This is a genomic window from Gluconobacter cerinus (assembly GCF_025961355.1).
GTDB lineage: Bacteria > Pseudomonadota > Alphaproteobacteria > Acetobacterales > Acetobacteraceae > Gluconobacter > Gluconobacter cerinus.
The window spans coordinates 613,378-635,724 of the sequence record NZ_JAOQNM010000001.1 but is presented as its reverse complement, the minus strand read 5'-3'; the positions used below and the strand labels follow the sequence as shown (position 1 = coordinate 635,724).

The 22,347-nt window shown below is 55.6% G+C and carries 15 protein-coding genes and 1 tRNA gene; 7 read left to right on the top strand and 9 right to left on the bottom strand.

Annotation, left to right across the window (positions count from 1 at the left end; genetic code table 11):
• Window positions 1-68 precede the first annotated feature (68 nt).
• Entirely contained in the window at window positions 69-2,456 is a 2,388-nt protein-coding gene (locus M2305_RS02900; protein WP_264648529.1) for a TonB-dependent receptor, read from the bottom strand.
• Between the two features lie 216 nt (window positions 2,457-2,672).
• On the opposite strand from M2305_RS02900, the gene M2305_RS02895 reads away from it, so the two are divergent.
• Window positions 2,673-3,839, top strand: coding sequence for a phosphatidylinositol-specific phospholipase C1-like protein (locus M2305_RS02895; RefSeq protein ID WP_264648528.1), 1,167 nt, complete (start codon window positions 2,673-2,675; stop codon window positions 3,837-3,839).
• Between the two features lie 56 nt (window positions 3,840-3,895).
• On the opposite strand, the gene fucP is transcribed toward M2305_RS02895, so the two are convergent.
• Entirely contained in the window at window positions 3,896-5,230 is a 1,335-nt protein-coding gene (gene fucP / locus M2305_RS02890) for an L-fucose:H+ symporter permease (protein WP_086634475.1), read from the bottom strand.
• A 503-nt stretch (window positions 5,231-5,733) separates the two neighbouring features.
• On the opposite strand from fucP, the gene M2305_RS02885 reads away from it, so the two are divergent.
• Window positions 5,734-7,353, top strand: a complete 1,620-nt coding sequence (locus tag M2305_RS02885; protein ID WP_046899760.1) for an ABC-F family ATP-binding cassette domain-containing protein — start codon at window positions 5,734-5,736, stop codon at window positions 7,351-7,353.
• 46 nt (window positions 7,354-7,399) lie between these two features.
• Window positions 7,400-8,959, top strand: a complete 1,560-nt coding sequence (locus tag M2305_RS02880) for a glycosyltransferase family 61 protein (RefSeq protein WP_264648527.1) — start codon at window positions 7,400-7,402, stop codon at window positions 8,957-8,959.
• Window positions 8,960-8,961: 2 nt separating this feature from the next.
• On the opposite strand, the gene rpoN is transcribed toward M2305_RS02880, so the two are convergent.
• The 7 genes from rpoN to M2305_RS02845 all read right to left on the bottom strand — a co-directional run bounded on the left by rpoN (window position 8,962) and on the right by M2305_RS02845 (window position 14,557).
• Window positions 8,962-10,287: an RNA polymerase factor sigma-54 gene (gene rpoN / locus M2305_RS02875; protein ID WP_264648526.1), complete on the bottom strand. Its 1,326-nt coding sequence runs from the start codon at window positions 10,285-10,287 to the stop codon at window positions 8,962-8,964.
• Window positions 10,288-10,296: 9 nt separating this feature from the next.
• Window positions 10,297-11,052 carry an LPS export ABC transporter ATP-binding protein gene (gene lptB / locus M2305_RS02870; protein WP_046899759.1) on the bottom strand — a complete coding sequence of 252 codons (756 nt, stop codon included), beginning with the start codon at window positions 11,050-11,052 and terminating at the stop codon, window positions 10,297-10,299.
• Entirely contained in the window at window positions 11,049-11,993 is a 945-nt protein-coding gene (locus tag M2305_RS02865; RefSeq protein WP_211507387.1) for an LptA/OstA family protein, read from the bottom strand. The genes lptB and M2305_RS02865 overlap by 4 nt, the downstream gene beginning before the upstream one ends.
• A complete protein-coding gene (gene lptC, locus M2305_RS02860) occupies window positions 11,990-12,760 on the bottom strand; it encodes an LPS export ABC transporter periplasmic protein LptC (RefSeq protein WP_086634478.1) in 771 nt (256 codons plus the stop codon). The genes M2305_RS02865 and lptC overlap by 4 nt, the downstream gene beginning before the upstream one ends.
• Window positions 12,757-13,743: a KpsF/GutQ family sugar-phosphate isomerase gene (locus tag M2305_RS02855; RefSeq protein WP_086634479.1), complete on the bottom strand. Its 987-nt coding sequence runs from the start codon at window positions 13,741-13,743 to the stop codon at window positions 12,757-12,759. The genes lptC and M2305_RS02855 overlap by 4 nt, the downstream gene beginning before the upstream one ends.
• A 21-nt stretch (window positions 13,744-13,764) precedes the next feature.
• Complete coding sequence (locus M2305_RS02850) at window positions 13,765-14,409, bottom strand: ribonuclease D (protein WP_264648525.1); 645 nt, start codon at window positions 14,407-14,409, stop codon at window positions 13,765-13,767.
• 61 nt (window positions 14,410-14,470) lie between these two features.
• Window positions 14,471-14,557, bottom strand: a tRNA-Leu gene (locus M2305_RS02845).
• 110 nt (window positions 14,558-14,667) lie between these two features.
• Between M2305_RS02845 and M2305_RS02840 the strand changes: the two genes are divergently transcribed.
• The 4 genes from M2305_RS02840 to M2305_RS02825 all read left to right on the top strand — a co-directional run bounded on the left by M2305_RS02840 (window position 14,668) and on the right by M2305_RS02825 (window position 22,232).
• Complete coding sequence (locus M2305_RS02840) at window positions 14,668-15,624, top strand: complex I NDUFA9 subunit family protein (RefSeq protein WP_264648524.1); 957 nt, start codon at window positions 14,668-14,670, stop codon at window positions 15,622-15,624.
• 176 nt (window positions 15,625-15,800) lie between these two features.
• The gene (locus M2305_RS02835; protein WP_264648523.1) at window positions 15,801-17,234 is read left to right on the top strand and encodes an NAD(P)-dependent oxidoreductase; all 1,434 of its coding nucleotides are present in this window, start codon (window positions 15,801-15,803) and stop codon (window positions 17,232-17,234) included.
• A complete protein-coding gene (gene gltB / locus M2305_RS02830) occupies window positions 17,231-21,751 on the top strand; it encodes a glutamate synthase large subunit (protein WP_264648522.1) in 4,521 nt (1,506 codons plus the stop codon). The genes M2305_RS02835 and gltB overlap by 4 nt, the downstream gene beginning before the upstream one ends.
• Window positions 21,717-22,232, top strand: coding sequence for a hypothetical protein (locus M2305_RS02825; RefSeq protein WP_264648521.1), 516 nt, complete (start codon window positions 21,717-21,719; stop codon window positions 22,230-22,232). Before gltB ends, M2305_RS02825 begins: the two co-directional genes overlap by 35 nt.
• The last annotated feature ends 115 nt before the right edge of the window (window positions 22,233-22,347 follow it).

Below are 22,347 nucleotides of genomic sequence, written 5' to 3'. Positions count from 1 at the left end.
CGGTACGGCCAAAGAGGCTGTACCGCTTTTTTTGTTTGTCCGGGAGCGTTCAGATCCCGGTATGGGTTTTATTCAAACGTGCCAGAGACGGAGACAACCGCAGCGAAGCCGGTGCCAACGCTGTAGGTCGGCTGAGACGCGGAGAGGGTCTTTCCATAGACGCCGCGTGTTGTTGTGGCGTTGCCGGAGAAGCCGTTAACCTGTGCAAGATAGTGATTGTCCCCGACATTCATGAGGCTCAGCATGGCCTTCGGGCGAACCCGGCCGATTTTCGGAAGGTATCGACCCAGCGAAATATCGGACGTGATGTAGGACGGAATGGACTGGTCATTCATGAGCGTTGCGTACTGGGAGTCCGTGTAGCGCAGGTTGAAGTTCGCGAAGTTGGTGCCATCGTCATAGGTCAGGCCCAGAGCGCCGGTGAACTTCGGGGACGCGACTTCCTGCTTGCCCTTCGTGCGCAGATAGTCGCCCTGGTAGGCGATGTTGTTGCCGACACGCGTATGCATGAACTGCCCGGACGCATAGGCGCTGATATGGTGCCAGGGGCGCGTTGAAATTTCAGCCTGCACGCCCTGTGCGCTTTCGCCACCCGCATCGATTGGCTGGCTGATCATGATGGTGGAGTTGGGAAGATAAGAGACGCTGGTGATCTGGTGATGCGTCAGGTTGTAATTGAACAGCGCCACGTTGAACATGATATCGCCCGAATGGCGGTATCCGATTTCCTCGCCGATCATGTATTCCGGCTGGAAATTTGTCAGCGGAAGTGAGGCTTTGTTTGCGCTTGTGAAGCTGTAAACCGGAACCTGTGCCTGGAAAGAAGATGGTGCGCGATAGCCGGTCGTGCCGTTCACGTAGATCTGGTTTTTCTGATCAAACTGGTAGCTGATCAGGACCTGCGGGATGGGAACAAACATGTTCTCCACGGATTTGAAATTGGCTCCTGGCAAATCCTGACTGAAGCTGCGGGAGATCATGTTGGCACGCAGGCCCGCGTCGATGGTCAGGCGGTCATGGAAGAGTTTGACCTGATCTTCCAGACCGATGGCGTTCAGCTGCTGGAAGCCATTGATGTTGTACTGGCTGACGGACACGTTGTTGAAGGCCGTCAGGTACCCGTTATTCTCGGTGTACTGACCGGATGCATTGACCGGATAATGGTTCTGGTACTCGGTATGGACCGCATAAGAGTACCAGTAGGAGAGTTTCAGCGTATTGAAGCCGCGATGCCACGCACCAACAAGGTTGATGCCGCTGGACGTCTGGACCCATGGGTGAATACTGATGGCCGTGACATTTCCGGTCTGGCCTTCATATCCGTTTAGGGATGAATACTGTTGGGTACCGACATAGCCGTTGGACGCTGGAATATTGACGCCGTAGTTGTTGGGGCCAAACGTCTCGATGGCATAGGGTTCAGCGTCAAGCGTCAGGCCATGTCCGAAGTCGAAATGGTTTTTGAGCGCACCGACCACGGCATTCGTCGCCTTGGTGTTGAGCTTGTAATAGAGGGTGTCGCCCTTGGTGTAGGTCCCGTGCGTGTTGTAGCCGGTGCCGTAGGTGTTCCACTGCGCCAGCGTCGGGTAGAGCCATTCCGTCTGGTTGGCTTTGTTATATCCGAAAATCAGTTCGGAACTGCTTTTGGGCGCCCAGCGCTTTTCGATGGCGGCGTCCACATGCCAGCGATCCATCTGACCCGGTCCGCGCCAGAGATTGGCGCTGGAATAAGAGCCGGAAGCAAAGGCTCGGACGCCGCTATGCCCGATTTCACCTGTATCGAACCGGACGAATTCCTTGTTCGTGCTATGCGTACCGCCTGACGCTTCCGCATAGGCTGTCATTTTGTCTGCGGGGTGTCGCAGGGACAGTGTCATCTGTGCGCCGTCAGCATTGTAAACGGGTGCCGTGAGGTCTGACGAGCCCTGACTGACGGAGACGGACCCCAAGTTCTCGTTATCGACCATAGCGGACGTATAGGCGCCGTAAGTGAACGGGTCGGCGAGGGGAATGCCTTCATACACCATGCCGATCTGGGTCTGATCCAGGCCACGGATATGGATGGTTTCCGCAGTCGTGCTGAGCGGCCCTTCATTGGTGGCCTGCACGCCCGGAAGGCTGGAGACCAGAACGCCGGGCGTAACGGTCGGGGCCTGTTTGGAAATATAGTCCTGCGTGACGGTGCTGATGGTTTTGGCTTCCGTATGATGCACCATCATGCCGCCGCCCTGTGCCCGGCGGCTGGCGTGAATGTTCATGCTCTCGGCCGAGTGGCCTTCCAGATCGTGTGGAACTCTTGGTGCGGCTTTTGGAGCGGGAGTGGCAGGCGTCTGTTTTGTCTGGGTTTTTCCGGTGTGATGGACGCGGGCATGTGCCGGACCGGTGCTGCAGATCAATGCTGGAACGAGTGCGGAGGCGCAGAGCAGATAAAAAGAACGTCTCTTGTAGGAAGGCATTGTTATTCCATCACACGGCACGTTTGGCCTGGGGCCACCTCCCGGAAGGAGGCATGGGTGGAACTACGGGCGCTTCCAGATCATTTCAAAGGATGTTTTTATGAACATGAAATGAAATAAATAAGTCATCATCATAAAACGTTCAAAACATTACGGTTGTCATATATCTTGTAGTGATCTGTCATCCCGTCGCTTCTGAGAAATGGATGACATCACATGAACCGCTTCACGTATGGACTGGTCTTTTCTTTCTTTGGTCTTTCATCATCGGCCTTGGCGCAGGAAATCCCCAAGGATTTACATCTGAATCAGGTTCAGATCATTGGAACCCATAATAGTTACAGAACGGATCTTTCCCCCGCGACGCTGAAATGGCTTCAGGCTGTTTCCCCAAAAGCCGCAGAAGCGTTGGACTACAAGCACACGACACTGGACCGGCAGCTCGATGGTGGCGTTCGCCAGCTTGAAATTGATATTTATGCCGATACGCAGGGCGGCCAATACAGCCATCCAAAGGGGGCGGAGTGGGAGCGTAAAAGCGGGATTACCCCCGATGCTGATCCGGCATCTGCTGCAGCCATGCAGGGTACCGATTTCAAGGTCATGCATATTGTGGACATTGACCAGCACTCGAACTGCGAACCTTTCAGCAAATGCCTTCAGATCATCCGGATGTGGTCAGATGAGCATCCAGGGCATTTCCCGGTGTTCATTGATGTCGAAACGAAGCAGGACATTCCATTCAAAAGCGACAAGATGACTTTTACGGTTCCCGAGACGTTTACGCCTGCAACCTATGATCGTCTCGACAAGGAAATCACGGATGTTATTGGCCGTGATCATCTCCTGATTCCTGACGATGTTCGGGGGACGGCATCCTCGGTCAATGAAGCGATCCGAACGAAAGGCTGGCCTACACTGGCGTCTGCGCGTGGCAAGATCATCTTCGTGCTGGATCGTTCTCAGGATACCGCCCGTTATGTGCTGAACCATCCGGGCCTGAAAGGGCGCGTTCTGTTTACCAATGGTCGACCGGGTGATCCGGATGCGGCCTATACGGAGGTCAATGAAGGTTTCGCCGGTCAAAAAGGCGCCTCTTTTGATAATGCTGAAGCTGCCCGGAAAATCCCGGAGCTGGTTCGGCAGGGTTATCTCGTTCGGACGCGGGCGGATGCCAACACGATTGAGGCGCGACAGAATGACCTGAGCCGCCGTGAAGTGTCCTTCAAGAGCGGTGCGCAGATCATCAGCACCGATTATCCGGCCATCGAGCCTGCGCCCTGGCATGACTACAAGGTTCAGTTTTCCAATCAGGCGGTGGCTCGGTGCAACCCGGTTAATGCTCCCAAGGACTGCCGGGATGGCGCGTTGATCAAAGACTGAGACCTTCAGGCTGTTGGGTCATGAAGGGCGAGCAAGTGCTCGCCCTTTTTTGTGGATCAAAGCGTGGCGTCGAACACGACGTGTTCTGCCGTTTCGTCGCCGCTTTTCATGCAGTACGCCGCGAACATCGCAATCACGACGAAGCATCCCATCGGCACAATATAGGCAAGCTGCATGTTGCCGCCCGTTGCGTCCGAAATATAGCCCTGCAGAAGCGGGAGAATGCCACCGCCACTGATGCTCATCACCAGAATGGACCCGCCATATGCGCGGTCATGGCCAAGTTCATCGACGGTCAGGCCATAGATGGTTGGCCAGCAAGGGCCGAGCAGTCCACTGACGAGGATGGCCGCGTACACAGCCGTGAAGTCATGCACCATCACCGCGTAGCCCAGCGCCACGATGCAGAGCAGGCTGTAAACGAACAGAACGCGTGCCGGGCGGGCGTGCCGCATGAAGAAGTTGGCCACCAGCTTGCCGACAAAGAACGCACAGAATGAGGCGATCAGGTACACGGAGGCCTGTCGTTCGTTGATGTGCCCCAGCCGCATGGAAAGGCGGATGATGAAGCTCCAGACGCCAACCTGTGCGCCGACATACAGAAACTGTGTCAGGATACCGAGGACGAAACGCTTGTTAGCGAACAGCCGTTTGAGGGCGCCGGCCGTATCCAGTTCGTGGCTACGCTGCTGATCGCGCCCTTTGCAGGCCGGATAACGCGTGACGCCAATCGCGATCATGACGACCAGCAGCACGCCGAGAATATAGACATACGGCTCAAGGGTGGCGTGGATCATGCCGAGCTGATGCTGCCAGGCCTGAGCAGCAGGCATGGCGGAAAGCTGCTCGCGTGACAGGTCACCATCTTTGAAAATCAGGTAGGCCCCCATGCTGGACCCCAGAATGGCTCCAATCGGCTGAAAGGCACTGGCAAAGTTCAGGCGATGCGTTCCGCGTCCCGGAGGGCCGAGCAGGGTGCAATAGGTATCGGCGGCAGTTTCGATGAAGACCAATCCTGCCGCGACGACAAAGAGTGCGACGAAAAAGATCTGGTATGTCGCGAAATGGGCAGCAGGGAAGAATAGGCAGCAGCCGATCAAATACAGGAGCAGCCCGAGTTGGATCGACCATTTGTAGCTGAAGCGCTTGATGATCATGCCCGCAGGAATGCCCAGCACGAAATAGCTGATGTAGAATGAGAACTGCACGAGCGCGGACTGAAAATCCGACAGCATGAAGGCTTTGCGGAACTGCCCGATCAGCACGTCATTGAGGCTCATCGCACAGCCCCAGAGGGAGAACAGGCAACACAGGAGGCCAAAAGCCAGAAGCGGTGTGCGGTTCAGATAAAAGCCGTCCGGGAGCTGGACGACAGGATCGGACTTGGCCACGGATTGCCTCACAGAAGTTTATTGAGCGCTAAAGTTTGGGATTAAGGATGTATCTGTGTGAGAGACGCATATGATTGGTTTGTTGTTATATTAAGCGGATATATCACACATAAAATGTTTTAAAAGCGATAATGCTCGTTCGCTTTGCTATGCCGTCTCGAACATGGATCACATTCGATGGAGGTCAGTTGGGATTGGGGGAACGGGAACGCGCCATAAGCCCAGTCAAAGATCATTTTGCTCTTATTCTTAATTTGAGAGGCTTGTCCTTGCGTGATGCGTGAGTTTCATGCCGTGACAGGGTTAGCGCTCCTCAACCATTTGCAATGACCGGCCTTTTCAGCATTGCCCGAGGTAGGTGCGACGTGAAGAAGATGTCGTCTGTCGCGTGAATAAAGCGGGTTCCCGTATAGACTTTGGCTTTCAGGGGTTCCGCCCGTGTTGGGATAACGGTAAGTCCCGACAATCCCTTGTTTCCCGCTTTTCAGTTCCTCTGAGGACCCATGATTCGTCTCGACAACATCAGCAAGCATAACGGCCAGCGCGTCATTTTTATTGAGGCCTCGGCCGCTCTTCTGAAGGGCGAGAAGGTGGGTCTTGTCGGTCCAAACGGTGCGGGAAAATCCACGCTGTTCCGCATGATCACAAAGCAGGAAGAGCCGGATGAAGGGAATGTCCTGACGGATCGTGGCGTCACTATTGGCTTCTTCAGCCAGGATGTGGGTGAAATGTCCGGCCATAGTGCTGTGGCGGAAGTCATGAACGGGGCAGGTGCCGTTTCGGAAGTGGCTGCCGAGCTGGCCGAGTTGGAAGCCGCTATGGCGGACCCAGAGCGGATGGATGAACTGGACAGCATCATCGAGCGCTTTGGTGAAGTGCAGAGCCGCTTTGAGGATCTTGGTGGCTATGCGCTGGATGGCAAGGCGCGTGAGGTTCTTCATGGTCTCGGGTTCAGCCAGGAAATGATGGACGGAGACGTCAGTCTTCTGTCTGGCGGCTGGAAGATGCGCGTGGCGCTGGGCCGTATTCTTCTGATGAAGCCTGATGTCATGCTTCTCGATGAGCCGAGCAACCATCTTGATCTGGAAAGTCTGATCTGGCTTGAGCAGTTTCTTGCTGGTTACGATGGCGCATTGCTCATGACGTCCCATGATCGTGCTTTCATGAACCGTATCATCAATAAAGTGATTGAAATTGATGGCGGTAACCTGACGACGTTCTCTGGAAACTACGAATTCTATGAAGAACAACGGGCCCTGAACGAGAAGCACCAGCAGGCACAGTTTGAGCGCCAGCAGGCCATGCTGGCCAAGGAAATCAACTTCATCGAGCGCTTCAAGGCCCGGGCGTCTCATGCCGCGCAGGTTCAGAGCCGTGTGAAGAAGCTGGACAAGATTGATCGTGTGGAGCCGCCGAAGCGTCGTCAGGCCATGAGCTTCGAATTCGCACCGGCTCCACGTTCGGGCGATGTGGTCGTGAATATTCAGGGCGTGGACAAGCGGTATGGCAGCCGCACAATTTATGATGGACTGGATTTGATGATCCGTCGGCGTGAGCGCTGCTGCATCATGGGGGTGAACGGTGCCGGCAAGTCCACATTGCTAAAGCTCGTGACAGGGACAACAGAGCCGGATTCCGGAACGGTGACCGTCGGCAGTAATGTAAAGATCGGATATTTTGCCCAGCACGCCATGGACCTTCTTGATGGCGACCGAACAGTCTTTGAAATGCTGGAATATACGTTCCCGCAGGCCAATCAGGGCGCTCTACGCTCGCTCGCTGGTGGTTTCGGATTTTCGGGTGACGAAGTGGAAAAGAGCTGCCGGGTTCTGTCTGGTGGCGAAAAAGCCCGCCTTGTCATGGCTCTGATGCTCTTTGATCCACCGAACTTCCTCGTACTCGATGAGCCAACCAACCATCTGGACATGGCTACGAAGGAAATGCTGATCACGGCCCTCGCAGACTATGACGGAACCATGCTGTTCGTTTCCCATGATCGTCACTTCCTGGCAGCCCTGTCTAATCGCGTTCTGGAAGTCACGCCGGAAGGTGTGCATCAATATGGTGGTGGATATACGGAATATGTGGCGCGTACGGGGCAAGAAGCGCCGGGCCTGCACTGATGATGATTGTTTGATTCATAATTAAACTTGGGGAATATAATTATTTATGAGCATTTCAAATATTGAATTTGAGGAAATTGAAAATTCTATATTCCCCGGAGAGCCGGAAGTATTTTTGCGTCGGAATGTTTTGTATGTGCCTAATTTTGAAGGAGGATCCGATAATTCTTTTGGTTTGTATGATGAAACCGGCCGCCAACTTTTAAGTAATGCTCATTTTCATAAAGTGCCATCAATTCTCAAAACTCAGCCTATATTAACAAATTTAATGGCATCGAAACTGCGTCCTCGTATAAAGACCGCAATTTACGGTGGAGCTATTGGAAATCACTACGGACATTTTATAACGGAATGCTTTAACGTTCTATGGTATTATATACTATATGGAAAAAAAAGTGATAAAATACTATTCCATAGTAACCTTGATGTTGAAGAGATATACAAAAAAACTTGGATGAGTGAATTTTTGAGTTACGCGGGAGTTGAGAAAGAACAAATTATTATTTCGAAATGTCCCATAGTGGTGGAGAGTCTAGTCGTTCCTGGACAAGCGTTCAGTGAAGATGGTTTTGCATATGAAGTTTATGCTTCAGCTTGTCGAAAGATAGGTAATATTGCGATACGAAACGCATCTCCCCTTCCAGATGGACCGGTTTATTTTTCTAGAAACAATATAGAGCGTGGAACCCTAAAGATTATTAATGAATATTCTTTGATGGATGCTCTCTCTAAATTTGGAGTCAATATAATTTATCCCGAAGAATGTTCTGTTGCTACGCAGATTGCAGCTTTGCATCGACCATCAATTGGATTAATTGGATCGGCTTTTCATTCGTCTATTTTTGTAGATAAACCGCGTGCAGTAATATTATGTCCAACAAAATCTATTCCTCGTTCCTTTCAGTTGATGGACGCTGTTCATAGTGCCTCTATAAAATACGTAAAAGAAAGTCAGATTGTCCAAGGTAAAAACTCACCAAATTTTGGAATAACATTTAGTTTATCTGATCCGTATATGGTAGCTGAAGAATTATTTTCTATTTTATCAAGTAAAAATATAAATGAAATAGATAGTAAAAATTTTATTATAAAAAACAAAAATTTAAATATTAACATACTTTATGCAGAAAATGGTGAGGCGATTGTTTTGCATTGTCCGACCGAGCGAATGTATTCTAGGCGACCCTTAAAAAATGATATCAATATTCTGGCTATTACGCTGGGAGAATATGTATTTTTGGTGGCGCAGCACAACGATGCGCCTATGCTGATGGTTGTTAAAGAAAATAAAGCTTCTCCAGTTTTGGTTTATAAAAGAGGCAGCTTCAATGGTGGGCTTGCATTACAGGACTTGCGTACAAAGGCATGGTTGAAAGCTCCTCCCTCTCAGGTAGGTTTATGTCTGCACGGTGATGGGCAAGAAGTAAAAAAATGGGAGAGGTTTGTTCTAAAACCGAGTGATTTCTTGGAATATTCTGGTCGATTGGCAGAAATTATAAAGGGTCTTCAAGATTTAGCCGAAAGCGGTGATATATACGATGTATCTCTCCGGTATCCAATACTTAGAGATGCTATTAAAGATTTGGATTTCAGTTTGAGGAATTAAAATTAATGATCTTTCCTCAGGCGTCGCCTCTGGCTGGATTTTGCGATCCCCATGCCTTCCCGATATTTTGCCACTGTCCGGCGCTGTATGGCGAACCCTTCTTTTTGAAGTTGGGTCGTCAGGGCATCATCTGACAGGATGCCATCGCCTTCTGAAGCGATCAGCGTTTTGATGCGGTGCTGAATGGCGCTGGCACTTTGCGTAGAGCCGTCGCTGGCCTGAAGAGCCGTAGAGAAAAACATACGAAGCGGAAGAATGCCGCGGGGTGTGTCTATGTACTTCCCGTTTACAACCCGGCTGACCGTGCTTTCATGGACATCTGCGCCAGTGGCGAGGTCGCGCATGGTGAGGGGGCGGAGAGCAGAGAGGCCGTCTTCAAAAAACGCCGCCTGCTGACGGACAATCTCTGCTCCGATCTTCAAAATAGTCTGGCGACGCATTTCCAGAGCGCGGATGACAGCATTGGCCTCGTTTGCATAAGCAAGAAGCTGTCGCCCGGCGTCTGTTGAACTGTCGAGCGCGCTTTGCATCTCCAGATCCACGTGACAGTGGGGCAGCAGGCGATGATTGAATGTCAGGCGGAATCCAGGACCATTTTTGCGGAGGATCAGGTCTGGCTGAATGGGGGAGACTGGCTGGCGCGGATCAAAGCCTGGCCTGGGATTAAGAGCCTGAATTTCTGTCAGCATATCGAGCAGGTCGTCCTGTTCGAGCTGACACTTCTGACGGAGCAACCGCCAGTCCCTTCGAGCTAAAAGATCGAGATTAGCCAGAAGAACTTTCATGGCAGGATCTAGCCGATTTTTCTGTTCTAGCTGGACCGCCAGACACTCTTCCAAGGAGCGTGTAAAAAGACCAGCAGGCTCCAGTCGCATCAGAACTTGGCGGATAGTTTCAAGAGCAGCGGGCTCGACACCAAGTTCGACCGCAAGGTCTGAAACTGCTTCCGGCAATCGTCCGGCCTCATCTAGGCAAGCCAGAAGATAAAGAGCGGCAGCACAGTCCTGCTGGACGGGAAACCGGAGATGGATCTGGGCAATCAGATCGTCATGAAGTGTGGGGCCGGGGGCCGCAGTCTCTGGCCGTTCCGAACCTGAAGTAAACCGTTCAGGGTCATCGTCGTGCAATTCAGATGCAGGATCCGCGGGCTCTGTGTTGGGAGCCGTGTCCGTGGATTCCAGAATCAGAAGGGGGTTCAGTTCCGCAATTTGTTGAAGGGATTGCGTCAGTTCCTGATGGCCCAGTTGCAGCATCGCAATCGCCTGGCGCAACTGTGGCGTCATGACGAGCGACTGCGACTGGCGCTGTATCAGACCGGGACTGAGCATCCCGTCAGATTAGAGCGAGAAGTTCTCTCCAAGATAGACCCGACGCACATCTTCGTTGGCGACGATGGCCTCCGGTGTCCCTTCCATCAGAACCTGACCACCATGCATGATGTAGGCGCGGTCAATGACTTCGAGCGTTTCGCGGACGTTATGGTCTGTAATCAGCACGCCGATGCCACGATCCTTGAGGTGAGACACAAGATCGCGAATTTCGCCCACGGCAATCGGATCGATACCGGCCAGAGGCTCATCCAGCAGGATATAGTTCGGCTGGCTTGCCAGGGCGCGGGCAATTTCCAGACGACGGCGCTCACCGCCGGACAGGGCCAGGGACGGCGAGTGGCGTAGGTGCGTAATGCCAAACTCCGCGAGAAGGCCGTTCAGCATGGTTTCGCGCTTTTCCGGATCGGATTCGATCACTTCCAGCGCGGCCATGATGTTCTGTTCGACGTTTAGGCCGCGGAAAATGCTGGCTTCCTGTGGCAGATAACCAACACCCAGACGCGCCCGTCGATACATCGGCAACTGGGTGATGTCTGCGCCATCCAGCGTAATGGTGCCCGTGTCTGGCTGGACCAGTCCTACGATCATGTAGAAGCTTGTCGTCTTGCCTGCGCCGTTCGGTCCGAGGAGGCCAACAGCCTCACCGCGTTGAACCTGAATGGACACGTTCTTGACGACAGCCCGCTTTTTGTAGGTCTTGCCGATCCCGCTGGCGACCAGACCGGTCTGGAGCACGGGAAATGAGGGGGATGTGTCTGTCACTTTGGTGCCTGGCTGCTGTTGGCTTCGTTTGGAACGACTAGTCCCTGAATAGGAGAGTCAGATCCTGGCAGCATCGTGGCAATGCCGGTCTTCATGTTGACGATAGCCTGAGACCCGTTGTTCTGGTTCTGGCCCTGCGTCACATGCACGTGGCCGATCAGGCGGGCAATCTGGCTGGCAAAGACATAAACGCCTCTGTCCCCGGTTGCTGTCTGGGTAGGGGTGCGCAGCACGACATGGCCCCAGCCATAAGCACGATCCAGTTTGGAAGAACCGCCACCGAGAGGGCTGCCGTCGCTTTTCGCCGGCTGGGCCTGTCCTGCTGGTGCAGGGGAGTCCGGTGCACTGAAGGAGACCAGCACGTCAGCCTTGATCTGGCGCCCGTCATTAGTGGTGACAGTTGCGTTTCCACGCCCGACCGACATGCGGGTCTTGGAATGATATTCCATGACGTCACGTGCAGTGAGCACATCCTGCGGCGTCGTAAGCTTCAGGTTTTTGCCAGTCATGACCATGACGGCCTGATCCATGTCATACAGGGCACGGTCGCCCCAGCCTTGGTCCGTCTGGTTATAGATATGGACGTGACCGCGGGCTTCGATGCGGTACAGCTCAAGGGAGCCACCCATCGGGTCGGCTTCACCCGTCTGCCCATTTGCGGCCGGCGGCGGTGTGGCTGGTTGCCCCTGTGGAGCAGCTTTCTTGCGCAGATAGCCAATCAGCGTATCGGCATCGACCGTTACATCCCCTCGTACGGCGCGGGCACCGCCGGTCAGGGTGACTGTCTGAGCGTTCCGGTCGTAGATTTCCTCGCTTTTCCAAAACAGCTTAACGGCCTCGCCGTGAGACATATCCAGCCCATCCGCATAAGCGGCAGGTGTGGCGGTGGTAGCGAGGAGAAGTCCTGCAACGGGAAGCAGTCTGGCGATGCGGCTCATCATTTCTCTGTCTTGGCTCCTTCCTGGCGGAGGCGGGCCGCCATGGAAGGGGGGCCGTTATCGTCGTTGCGGACCGTCAGACCCGGCCCTGTAAACTGCATGATACCTGCATGCTGGTCCAGGAAATAGCCCTGCGCGTCCTGCTTGCCAAATGGGCCTTCGGCATGGACCCAGTCGCGGGATGCAATAACGTCCTGCTTCAGGTCCATATCGGCGGAAGGGCCGTTCATGAGCGTCCCGTCATCGCGGTAAAGCACTACGTTGTCGTCCAGATTCAAGGTCTGCTCGTGCTGCATGTAGACGCCACGGTCCGCCTTGATATGCGCCCAGGAATTGCCTGCCAGCTCGATATCCGCCACCGGATCAACCAGATCTACACGGTCCGGGCCTTCCTGATGCGTAACGCGTGCCGTGATCATGTACAGGTGGTTATGGGCGTCCAGACCGCGATAGACGGCATTTTCCATATTGCCGCTCTCAACGCGCAGGCGAGCCATTTCTTTCAGAGCGGCGCGGTTCTGATTGACGAGATGAGAGATCTCGGGCCACGCCGCAATTGAACTCAGCAGAACGAGGGCAAGCCCCGGGAGTGCCCATTTGGCAAACCCCAGAAGAGAACGGCGGCGGGCCAGCTCTTCCGGATTAGGGGCGGTTCGTACTTTCTGGAATGCGGCACGGCGCAGGGCATCAAGCTTGGCGAGGCTTTCGCTCCGGTTTCCTGAAAAGTCGTCCCGTTTGGGGCGTTTGTCATCCTTAGGCGAGTCGGTCATGCCAGGCCCGCCCTCAGGAGATCGTGCAGGTGAATGATGCCCTGTGGGCGTCCGTCCTCTCCAACGACGAAAAGACTCGTGATCGGTTTGGAGCGTGCATTCATAAGGAGAAGGACGTCCTGTGCCAGGGTCGAGGGGGCAGTCGTGGTTGGAGAGAGATTCATGACCTCTTCCGCCGTGGTCGTGTCAAGATCGCTGTGGAGTGCCCGCCGAAGATCCGCATCCGTGATGAGACCACATAGCGCGCCATTCTCGTCCGTCACGCCCATGCAGCCAAAAGCTTTGTGCGTCATTTCCAGAATGACCGAACGAAGCGAGAGAGATTTTTCCCCAAGTGGAAGGGCCTCTCCGGTGTGCATCAGCTCCCGCACCGGGCGCAAACGCGCTCCCAGACGGCCGCCTGGGTGAAACACGCTGAAGTCGTTGGCTGTGAAACCGCGTTTTTCCAGAAGAGCGATGGCCAGCGCGTCTCCAAGGGCAAGCTGAAGAAGCGTGCTCGTGGTTGGTGCCAGCCCCATGGGGCAGGCTTCTCTGGCGGGAGGGAGAACCAGAGCAATCTTGGCAGCCCGGGCCAGAGCCGAGGTCTCGACGGATGTTATGGCAATCACATCCAGCTGTCTGTGCGACGCATACGACAGAATTGCGGCAAGTTCTGTGGTTTCGCCGGAATTCGAGAGGGCAAGGATGACATCACCTGCCGCCACCATGCCCAGATCACCATGCGCGGCTTCTGCAGGGTGAACGAAAAGAGACGGAGTTCCGGTAGAGGCAAGGGTGGCTTGAATCTTGCGACCAATATGACCCGACTTCCCGATCCCCGTGACAATCAGCCGGCCAGAACAGAGAAGGATCCGCTCAATGGCGTGGCTGAAAGCTTGCCCTAGAGAGCCGCCGAGGGCGCTTTCGAGCGCTTCAAGCCCCTGTCGCTCGACAGCAAGAGTGTGCAGGGCCGAGGGAAGGGGCGAGGTAGCCGGGTTTATCATGTCGGGGCGCAGTGTAGGCGATTACGCGCGGTGTGCGAAGATGTCGGGCTCGTCGTAGCCCAGAAGATCCAGACGGGTGCGCGCTGACAGGAAGTCGAAGCAGGCCTGAGCCAGCTCGCGCCGCTCTTCCCGGATCAGCATGGCTTCAAGCTTGTCCCACAAGGCATGGAGATAAAGCACGTCAGATGCAGCATAGCGCTTCTGATCGTCCGTTAGGGTTTCAGCGCCCCAGTCCGAGCTCTGCTGGTGTTTGCTGATTTCGACGCCAAGCAGGTCGCGGCACAGATAGGCCAGTCCATGCCGGTCCGTGAACGTATAGACGAGGCGGGCAGCGATCTTGGTGCAGATGACGGAAGAGATCGTGATGTCGAAGGCCTTCTGGAGCACGGCCACGTCAAAGCGGGCGAAGTGCATCAGCTTGGTAATCGAGTCATCCAAAAGGAAGGCTTTGAGGTTAGGGCAATCATAGCCACGGCCACCCATGGAGACAGGCTTGATCTGCACGAGGTGTGCTTCACCGTCACCGGCGGAAAGCTGCACAAGGCAGAGGCGATCTCTGTAGGGATTGAGACCCATGGTCTCGGTATCTATGGCGACAACAGGGCCAATATCAAAATCTTCCGGCAGATCGCCGTCATGAAGATGGATGGCGTTCTGCTGGCTCATTTTGTTGTCACCGAATTTTTATGAACTCAGAGGGGAAGGTTCTTATGAACCTGACCGTCTGTGGTGCCCAGAAGAAGACTCGAACTTCCACGTCCTTTCGGACACAGGTACCTGAAACCTGCGCGTCTACCAATTCCGCCATCTGGGCTCAGAAAGCACCGGGTTTTTTCAGTTTCCTGAGGCATCCCGGGTTGGTGAAGAGGCGTTTACATTGACTGAATGAGAGCGTCAACAGTTGGAATGAAAGAAAACAGGGAAATGGAAAAACTTTTTTCGGGTGCCGGGCAGCAGAAGGTCGCTGTCACTGGTGGTGGTGGTTTTATCGGGCGCAGCCTGGTGAGAAAACTGGTTGCCACGGGGCATGTCGTTCGTGTGGGAAGTCAGAATCCCGAAAAAATTCAGGGGCTTGGAAAAGCGCGCGGAACAGGGCGCGTCGAGTTCCTGAAAGCGTCAGTCAATGATGCAGCTCAGCTTGATCGTCTGTTTGATGGTGTAGATGCTGTCGTCAATCTTGTGTCTGTCATGACGCCAGATGTGCAGACTCTGCATCGCATTAATGTCGAGGGCGCTCGGCTCGCAGCTGTACGGGCTCATCTGGCAGGTGTGAAACACTACGTTCATATGTCTGCCATTGGTGCTTCTCTGACGTCTCCAGGGGCATATGGCCGGAGTAAAGCGGCTGCAGAACGTGTCGTGCGGGACGTTTTTCCTGATGCGCGTCTGCTTCGCCCGTCTGTGGTGTTCGGGACGGACGACAGCTTTTTCAATCTATTTGCTTTGATCGCAGCGCTATCGCCTGTTTTGCCGGTTTTTGCTGGTCGCACATATTATCAGCCGGTATTTGTGGAGGATGTTGCAGAAGCAGCGCTACGACTTCTGGAGCCGGAGAATGCAGGTCTAACCGTTGAGGCCGGTGGTCCCGATATCCTGAGTATGTGTGAGCTTATGGCATTCGTACTCGAAGCGTCGGGTCGTAAAAGAATTCTGCTCCCGATCCCGCAAGTGGTAGCCCGCCTTGAGGCGACTGTTCTGGAGAAGTTGCCCGGCCATCTGCTGACGCGGGACCAGGTGGCCATGATGTCTGTCGATAATGTCGTGCAGCCGGGGGCTGAGACCTTGCAGACACTCGGAATCCATCCTGCATCACTGGGAATGGTGGTTCCGGGGTATCTGAATGGAAGCGTCTGTAAGCTTTATCGCCAGCTAAAAGCCTAATTGTTCCGTATCGGACCTATAAAATGTGACACTGACGCAAGAAAAGTGACGCTATGAGGCTGGTTTTTTTATATTGGTAAGCATTGCTGACTATTATCGCGTAAACTGACGGAATAGCTGGTATTCCACAAATTTCGTACGCTTGGCGTGCGTTCTGTTTTTAGGAGACACGGCGCATGGCCGAACGGATGTTGCAGTTCGTCAATCACCCACAGATCCTTCCGGAGAAGCGTGACGCTGCCGAGCGTCGTGCAGACTTTGGAGAGATTTACCGTGGGTTTGCGATGAGCCGCGCTGAAGAGCAGGCCTCTCGCTGCTCTCAGTGTGGAATTCCGTTCTGCTCCGTGCATTGCCCTCTTGGTAACAACATTCCGGACTGGCTGAAGCTCACGGCGGAAGACCGTTTGCAGGAAGCCTACGAGATGTCTTCGGCCACCAATACCTTTCCGGAGATTTGCGGTCGCATTTGTCCGCAGGATCGCCTGTGTGAAGGCAACTGCGTGATCCAGAAGGGGTTCGAGAGCGTCACGATCGGTGCTGTCGAACGCTTTATTACGGAAAATGCTTTTGAGCAGGGCTGGGTGCAACCGCGCCTGCCGGATCGCGAACTCAAAGGCAGTGTTGGCGTCGTGGGTTCCGGCCCCGCCGGTCTGGCCTGTGCGGAGCGTCTGCGGGCACGCGGGTATGAGGTTCATGTCTATGAACGTCAGGACCGTGTGGGTGGTCTGCTGACTTACGGTATTCCGAGCTTCAAGCTGGAAAAGCATGTCGTGGCCCGTCGTCACAGGCTGCTGGAAGAGCAGGGCATCATCTTCCACCTTTCCACCCCAATCGGTGCGGGTGAGGGGGAAACCTCACTGGATGATCTGCGGACGCGTCATAACGCGGTGTTCCTTGGAACGGGCGTGTATCGTTCGCGCTCCGTGGATGTTCCGGGTGCTGAACTGAACGGCGTTGTGGATGCAATTGACTTCCTGACGGCGTCAAACCGTCGCGGATATGACGAAGACCCCGGCGAAGATGCAGCACTTCATGCCAAGGGCCGTCGTGTTGTGGTCATTGGTGGCGGTGATACGGCCATGGACTGCGTTCGGACGTCCATCCGCCAGGGGGCCGAAAAGGTCACCTGCGTCTATCGTCGTGACCGTGCGAACATGCCGGGCTCCCGCCAGGAAGTTTACAACGCTGAAGAAGAAGGCGCGAACTTCGAGTGGTTGGCTGCACCGGAAGAGTTTCTGGGCGAAGGCACGGTTGAAGGTGTGAAGGTGCTGAAAATGCGTCTTGGTGCACCGGATGCCACGGGCCGCCGCTCTATCGAAGGCACGGGCCAGCATTCCATTATTGAAGGCGACATCGTGATCCGCGCGCTGGGCTTCGACCCGGAAGATCTGCCGGGTCAGTGGCAGCAGCCGGAGCTTGCCGTGACGCGCTGGGGCACGCTGACGGTTCCACCAGGCGGCTTCCAGACGAGCCTGCCAGGCGTGTTCGCTGGTGGCGACATTGTCCGTGGTGCGAGCCTCGTTGTCTGGGCCATCAAGGACGGCCGTGATGCGGCTGATGCAATTCACCTTTCTCTGACCGAGACCCTGGCGCTGGAGGCCGCGGAATGACACAGAACACCGATTTCATCCGCGAATACACTGAGAACGTCGAGCGCCTGAAAGGTCTGTATGACCCGACGCAGGAGCGCGATTCCTGTGGTGTGGGCCTTGTGGCTGCTCTGGATGGCAAGCCGTCCCGCGCTGTTGTGAAGGCCGGTATCGAGGCGCTGGGCAACATCTGGCATCGTGGAGCTGTCGATGCCGATGGCAAGACGGGCGATGGCGCGGGCATCCATGTTGAAATCCCGCAGGATTTCTTTGCCGAAGCCATTCATAACAGTTCCAGCGATGACACGATCGACGGTCGCATTGCTGTTGGCATGGTGTTCCTGCCGAAGACGGATCTGGCGTCTCAGGAAGCTGGTCGTCAGATCATCGAAACCGAGGTTCTGAACTTCGGCTACGGAATCTATGGCTGGCGTCAGGTGCCGATCGATACGGCCTGCATTGGCGAAAAGGCCAACCAGACGCGCCCCGAGATCGAACAGATCATGATCCGCAATACGCTGGCTCGGTCGGAAGATGAGTTCGAACGTGATCTGTATGTGCTGCGTCGCCGCATCGAGAAGCAGGCGACCCGTCAGCAGGTGGATCTGTATATCTGCTCGCTGTCCTGCCGTTCGGTCATCTATAAGGGCATGTTCCTTGCCGAGAACCTGACGGATTTTTATCCGGATCTTCTGGACGAGCGCTTCGTCTCTCGGTTCGCGATCTACCATCAGCGTTACTCGACCAATACGTTCCCGACCTGGAAGCTGGCCCAGCCGTTCCGCAAGGTGGCGCATAACGGTGAGATCAACACGATCTCCGGCAACACCAATTGGATGCGGTCGCACGAAACGCGCCTCTCGCACGCAGCTCTCGATCCTTATATGGAGGATCTGAAACCGGTCGTGCAGGCTGCGGGTTCGGATACGGCGGCGCTGGATAACGTCTTCGAGCTCATGACCTTCGGTGGCCGCAGCGCGCCGATGGCCAAGATGATGCTCATTCCGGCCTCCAGCGGTGCGAACTCCGCGATTTCTCCGGCCGCGCGCGCCATGTTCCGCTACTGCAACGCGGTCATCGAGCCGTGGGACGGCCCGGCTGCGGTCTGTGCAACGGATGGCCGCTGGGTCATCGGCGGGCTGGATCGTGCGGGTCTGCGTCCGCTGCGGTATTCCATCACGAATGACAACCTGCTGATCGTGGGTTCGGAAGCGGGCATGGTCCGAGTGCCGGAAGCGCGCATTCAGCGTCGCGGGCGCCTTGGTCCGGGGCAGACGCTGGCGCTCGACCTCAAGGAAGGTCGCCTCTACCAGCCGGATGAACTGCTTGAAATGCTGGCCTCCCGTCAGGATTTCCAGTCTTGGGTCAAGCGCATCCGCAATATCGAGCCGATCGTGCGGGATGTGGTCGAGCCGGAAGGTATGGCTGCGGACGTGCTGCGTCGCCAGCAGATGGCCGTCAGCCTGACGCATGAAGAGCTGGAAACCATCCTTCACCCGATGGTCGAGACGGCTGCCGAAGCCTTGGGCTCCATGGGCGATGACACACCGCTTCAGGTTCTGTCCAAGATCTACCGTGGCCTGTCGCATTATTTCCGTCAGGGCTTCAGCCAGGTTACGAACCCGCCGATCGATTCCTTGCGTGAAACACGGGTGATGAGCCTGATTACGCGTCTGGGCAATCTGGGGAACATCCTCGATGAGCGCCTGGAACAGTGCGATCTGCTCCAGCTTCCCAGCCCGGTTCTGACGGTTGGTGAGTTTGATGAACTGCGGAAAGTCTGCGGTGAGAACGCTGCCTCGATCGACTGTACCTTCCCGGTTGAGGACGGCGAGGAAGGGCTGCGTGCGGCCATCGCGTCGATCCGCGTTCAGGCGGAAGATCATGTCCGTGGCGGTTGCACCCATCTGTTCCTGACAGATGAGAACACCGGTCCGGATCGCGTGGCCGTGCCGATGATCCTTGCGACGGCTGCCGTGCATGTTCATCTTGTGCGTCATTCCCTGCGCACGTTCACGTCCCTGAACGTGCGGACGTCCAGTGCTATCGACGTTCACGCCATTGCCGTGACGATCGGTGTTGGTGCGACGACGGTGAACCCGGCGCTGGCCCAGCACAGCATCGCGGACCGTCTGCGTCGTGGCCTGTTTGGCCAGATGACGATGCGTGAGGCGATGGAGCGTTACCGCAAGGCGGTGGACAAGGGTCTGCTCAAGATCATGTCCAAGTTCGGGATTTCCATCATCTCGGCTTACCGCGGTGGCTACAACTTTGAAGCCATTGGTCTGTCCCGTGCGCTGGTGGCCGAGTTTTTCCCGGGGATGCCGTCTCGTATTTCCGGCATTGGTCTGCCGGGTATCGCCCGCAACATCCTGAAGGCTCATGCGGCTGCGTGGGATCAGAAGGTTGAGGCGCTTCCGGTCGGTGGTCGCTACAAGCTGCGCCGTCAGGGTGAGACGCATGCGTTCTCCGGCCAGCTTGTGCACATGCTGCAAAGCGCTGTTTCGGCCAACAGCTACACGCTGTATCGCCGTTACGCGGATGCTGTGCGTCAGATGCCGCCGGTCGCCCTGCGTGACCTGCTGGACTTCAAGGCACCTCATGCACCGATCCCGGTGGACGAGGTTGAAAGCATCACGCAGATCCGTCGTCGTCTTGTCGCGCCGGGCATCTCATTGGGTGCCCTGAGCCCGGAAGCGCATGAGACGCTGGCGATTGCCATGAACCGGATTGGCGCGAAGTCTGATTCCGGTGAGGGCGGCGAGGACGCCGAGCGTTCCAAGCCGCGCCCGAACGGGGACAATGCGTCTTCCGCGATCAAGCAGGTGGCATCTGGTCGTTTCGGTGTGACCGCGCAGTATCTGAATGACTGCCGCGAGATCGAAATCAAGATGGCCCAGGGCGCGAAGCCGGGCGAGGGTGGACAGCTTCCGGGCTTCAAGGTCACGGAGCTGATTGGCCGCCTGCGTCACGCGACGCCGGGTGTGACGCTGATCTCCCCGCCGCCGCATCACGACATCTATTCGATCGAGGATCTGGCCCAGCTCATCTACGATCTGAAGCAGGTCAACCCAACGGCAACCGTTACCGTGAAGCTGGTTGCCCGGACGGGTATCGGCACGATTGCGGCCGGCGTGGCGAAGGCGAAGGCAGATGCCATCCTGATCTCCGGTCATTCCGGCGGTACGGGTGCCAGCCCGCAGTCTTCGATCCATTATGCGGGTCTGCCGTGGGAAATGGGCCTGTCCGAAGCGCATCAGGTTCTGATGCTCAACCGTCTGCGTCATCGTTTGGTGCTGCGGACAGATGGCGGCATCAAGACGGGCCGTGACGTGGTCATGGCGGCGATGCTGGGTGCGGAAGAGTTCGGTATTGGTACAGCCGCGCTGGTGGCCATGGGCTGCATCATGGTGCGTCAATGCCATTCCAATACCTGCCCGGTCGGCGTCTGCGTTCAGGACGAAAAGCTGCGTGCGAAGTTCGAGGGCTCACCGGAGAAGGTCATCAACCTTTTCACGCTGATTGCTGAAGACATTCGCCATATCCTTGCCGATCTGGGCGTTCGCTCCCTGAAGGACGTCATTGGCCGCACGGACATGCTGCGTCAGGTCTCCCGTGGTGCGGACTATCTGGACGATCTGGATCTGAACTCCCTGCTGGTGCAGGCCGATCCGGGTGAACATGCGCGATACTGCACCCGTGAGGGCCGCAACGAGGTTCCGGAGACGCTGGACGCACAGATCGTGGCGGATGCGATCCCGCTGTTTGAGCGTCGTGAGAAGCTGCATCTGCACTACAATGTGCAGAACACGCATCGCGCGATCGGGACGCGTATTTCCGGCATGATCACCCGTCAGTTCGGGATGCACGAACTGCCAGAGGGTCAGCTTACGCTGTCGCTTCGTGGGTCGGCTGGTCAGTCCCTTGGTGCCTTCGCGGTGCAAGGTCTGAAGATGATCGTGGAAGGGGATTCCAACGATTACGTCGGCAAGGGTCTGTCGGGTGCGACGATTGTTGTCCGTCAGTCTCCGGCGTCCACGTGGCGTTCGGAAGAGAATGCGATCATTGGCAACACGGTCCTGTACGGTGCAACGAGTGGCAAGCTCTTTGCGGCGGGTCAGGCTGGTGAGCGTTTCGCGGTTCGTAATTCAGGTGCGACGGCTGTTGTTGAAGGCTGTGGCTCGAATGGTTGCGAGTACATGACCGGCGGCAAGGTCGTGATCCTTGGCGAGACAGGCGACAACTTTGGCGCAGGCTTTACGGGCGGTATGGCCTATGTGCTTGATCCGAAGGACCGCTTCGAAGCCCGCATCAATCCGGACACGGTGATGTGGAACCGCGTGCAGCCGGGCAGTCGCTGGGACGTGGAACTACGCACGCTTGTCGAGCAGCATGTGGAAGAAACGGGCAGCACTTACGCCGCGGACCTGCTGCATTGCTGGGAGCACACGCTGGAGCAGTTCTGGCACATCGTTCCCCGCGAATATGCCAAGGTCATTGGCTATGTGCAGGAAGATCTGTCCAAGCTTTCAGCTTGAGATTTTCAGGCTCTATGAAAAGCCCGCACCGGATTTTCGGTGCGGGCTTTTTTTGTTTGAAGAGGTAGCTTTTTCTGCCCCTCATTGTATCGATATAAAAATGATATTTATAGGGAAAATAATGAAGAGATGGAGTGTTGTTTCGGCTGCGGCTGGTCTGCTGATGACCTTCTCTCTCGCAAAAGCAGGGAGCGTTTCATTTCCTTCTGAGCTGCAGTCGTATGTTCATGATGGCCATTTTGAAGTCGGGGATTTTGCGTGGATGCGCGGCGCATTTCCCGGAGCTAATGATGAACATAAAAAGCGCTGGGAACACTTGCAGGCTTATTCTACCGCTTGCCTTAAGGAGGCTACGAAGCAGGAAACTGAGGCGCTGCTGAGAGAGGGCGAAAAGGTAAGCCATTCTTTGGAGGAACGGCCTTATATCCCCTATGCGGATGAGAAATGTTCAGCGCTCTGGTTCTGGTCTTCCCCACCTTAGAACGTCAAGACATGGCTTGAATTCAAAACTCTTCTGACAGAAGAAAGTACCGTAATTCGTGCTTATCTGACGGCAGTTGAGGAAACGCAAAAAGCTGAAAATCTTATTGATGTAG